The organism is Geomonas sp. (genome assembly GCF_056994735.1).
Genome location: NZ_JBXKJL010000372.1, coordinates 1 through 1,942 on the forward strand (window position 1 = coordinate 1; position 1,942 = coordinate 1,942).

Here is a 1,942-nt window from a genome sequence, read left to right on the forward strand (position 1 = left end):
GGCTCTCCCCAGCTTTTGATGAAACAAAACCTGGCAAGAGGAAAAAGCGTAAACTAGGAATGATGAAAACATCTTCTTTCCTCTTGCCAAGAAATCTGCTGGAAGGGTTCGTCAAAGGGCTGTTCCCAGAAGACACCTGTTTGCAGGTGATGCATATGGAAATGACCTGGGAAGAAATCAACCTCGTTGTCGCCTCAACGCAATCGGAAGGGCGTTGCCCATTGTGTGGCGAACCAACCAGTCGCGTGCATAGTCGTTACGAACGTATGCTGCAGGATCTGCCGTTGAGCGGCAGGCGTGTACAGATCTCTCTCCATGTGCGGCGATTCTTCTGTGCGAATACGTCTTGCCCTCGTCAGATTTTCGCGGAACGGCTTCCTGCCTTCACCGAAGCATTTGCCCGTCGCACCAACCGCCTGCGTGACGCGCTGCTGGAAATTGGATGGGCGCTGGGAGGGGAAGCGGGTGCTCGCCTGTGCCAGAAGCAGGCGATGCCAGTTTGTGCTGCGACCCTCTTGGCGCAGCTTCGTCGCACCGGAGGTGATGAACTGCCCACTCCTCGCGTGCTCGGTGTGGACGACTGGGGATTTCAACAGAAGCACCCCACTGGCACCATCCTGGTTGACCTGGAGCAACATCGACCGGTTGATGTACTGTTGGGCAGCGATGAAGAGGTCTTGACCCAATGGTTAGACGGGCATGCTGGAGTCGAGGTGATCTGTCGTGACCGAGGCGCCAGTTATCGGAAAGCCGCCACAAAAAGCGCCCCGCACGTCCAACAAGTCCTCGATCGCTGGCATGTGCTCAAAAACTGGGGAGAAGTGATCCAGAAAACGTTGGCACAACAGATCGACGTGCTCCGTCAGGCAGGCGAGCGGGTGAAACAGAACACCCAGCAGACGTCCTTGGCTCCAACGGGGTCTGTCCAGCCTGCTAGTCAGCGGCGAAAACCTCCGCGGCGGAAGCCCCCCGCACCCAGCCCTCGGCGGGCCTGGCAGATGGCGATGCATCACCAGGTGCATGAACTGGCCGCAGAGGGGAAAACACAGGCAGACATCATCAGGAGTCTGCACCTCCATCGGCATACGGTGCGCAAATATCTGCGGATGCCGACGTTTGTGGCGTACTACTGCAGTCCGCATCCCTCTCCTGTCGAACCCTACCGGGCCTATCTGGAAGAACGCTGGCAACAAGGAGAGGTCATGATCCGAACCCTCTGGCACGAATTACAAGAGCAGGGCTTCACAGGCAGCTACAAAAGTGTGTGGACGAGCGTAGCGCAACTGGCCCCTTCCAGCAGGCATGACCCCGACCTCTTCTTCGTCCTCTGTGGCCGCCTCGACTCGTCGGGGGGTACCTGCCACCCGAACACCCTGGCAGGTCAAATGGCTGTTGTTGCATCAGCCAGAGGATCTGAACGCAAAGGATGCTGCCTACCGGCAGGCCTTGTTTGATCTCTCTCCACGCCTTTCGTCACTCTCAGCGCTCGGCCAGGACGCGGGTTCGCCTGATCCGCGAACGCCAAAGCGAGGCATTGCTTCCCTGGCTGGAGAGGGCCAAAGAGTGTCCCTATGAGGAACTGCGGCGCTTTGCTCAGGGCCTGGAGAAAGAGTTACCGGCGGTTCAAGCCACCCTCACCGAGCCTTGGAGTACTGGGCAGGTGGAAGGACAGATCACGAGGCTCAAATTGCTTAAACGCCAGCTGTATGGGCGTGCTAACCTCGACCTGCTGCGCCTCCGTGTACTGCATGCGGCTTGATGCTCTCCGACTGGACCTGAAAGAAGGCTTCGCGGGGGTGGAAGAGGGCTTCTTGGGCCACTTTCTCCTGGTCTCGTGCGCATGACCAAGCTCCACCAGAACGTTTCTGTTGCTTTGATTCTTCCTCTTGTTTCTTTTCGCGAAACGCTACCATATTCGTTTCATCAAAAGCTGGGGAGAGCC

Annotated in this window: 3 protein-coding genes; 2 read left to right on the top strand and 1 reads right to left on the bottom strand. The window is 57.7% G+C overall.

What is annotated here, in order from left to right; genetic code table 11:
* A partial coding sequence (locus tag AC11W3_RS16140) for an ISL3 family transposase (protein ID WP_484093349.1) occupies positions 1 to 1,454 on the top strand: 1,454 nt, incomplete at its 5' end.
* Entirely contained in the window at positions 1,427 to 1,759 is a 333-nt protein-coding gene (locus AC11W3_RS16145; RefSeq protein WP_484093350.1) for a transposase, read from the top strand. The genes AC11W3_RS16140 and AC11W3_RS16145, both read left to right, overlap by 28 nt.
* Here the strand turns inward: AC11W3_RS16145 and AC11W3_RS16150 are convergent.
* Positions 1,716 to 1,942 (bottom strand): hypothetical protein (locus AC11W3_RS16150; protein ID WP_484093351.1); only part of this gene is annotated, 227 nt, incomplete at its 5' end. The genes AC11W3_RS16145 and AC11W3_RS16150 overlap by 44 nt on opposite strands.

Excerpts from the sequence above, each read along its gene's own strand:
- AC11W3_RS16145 (WP_484093350.1), top strand. The coding sequence starts at position 1,427 with ATGCTGCCTACCGGCAGGCCTTGTTTGATCTCTCTCCACGCCTTTCGT.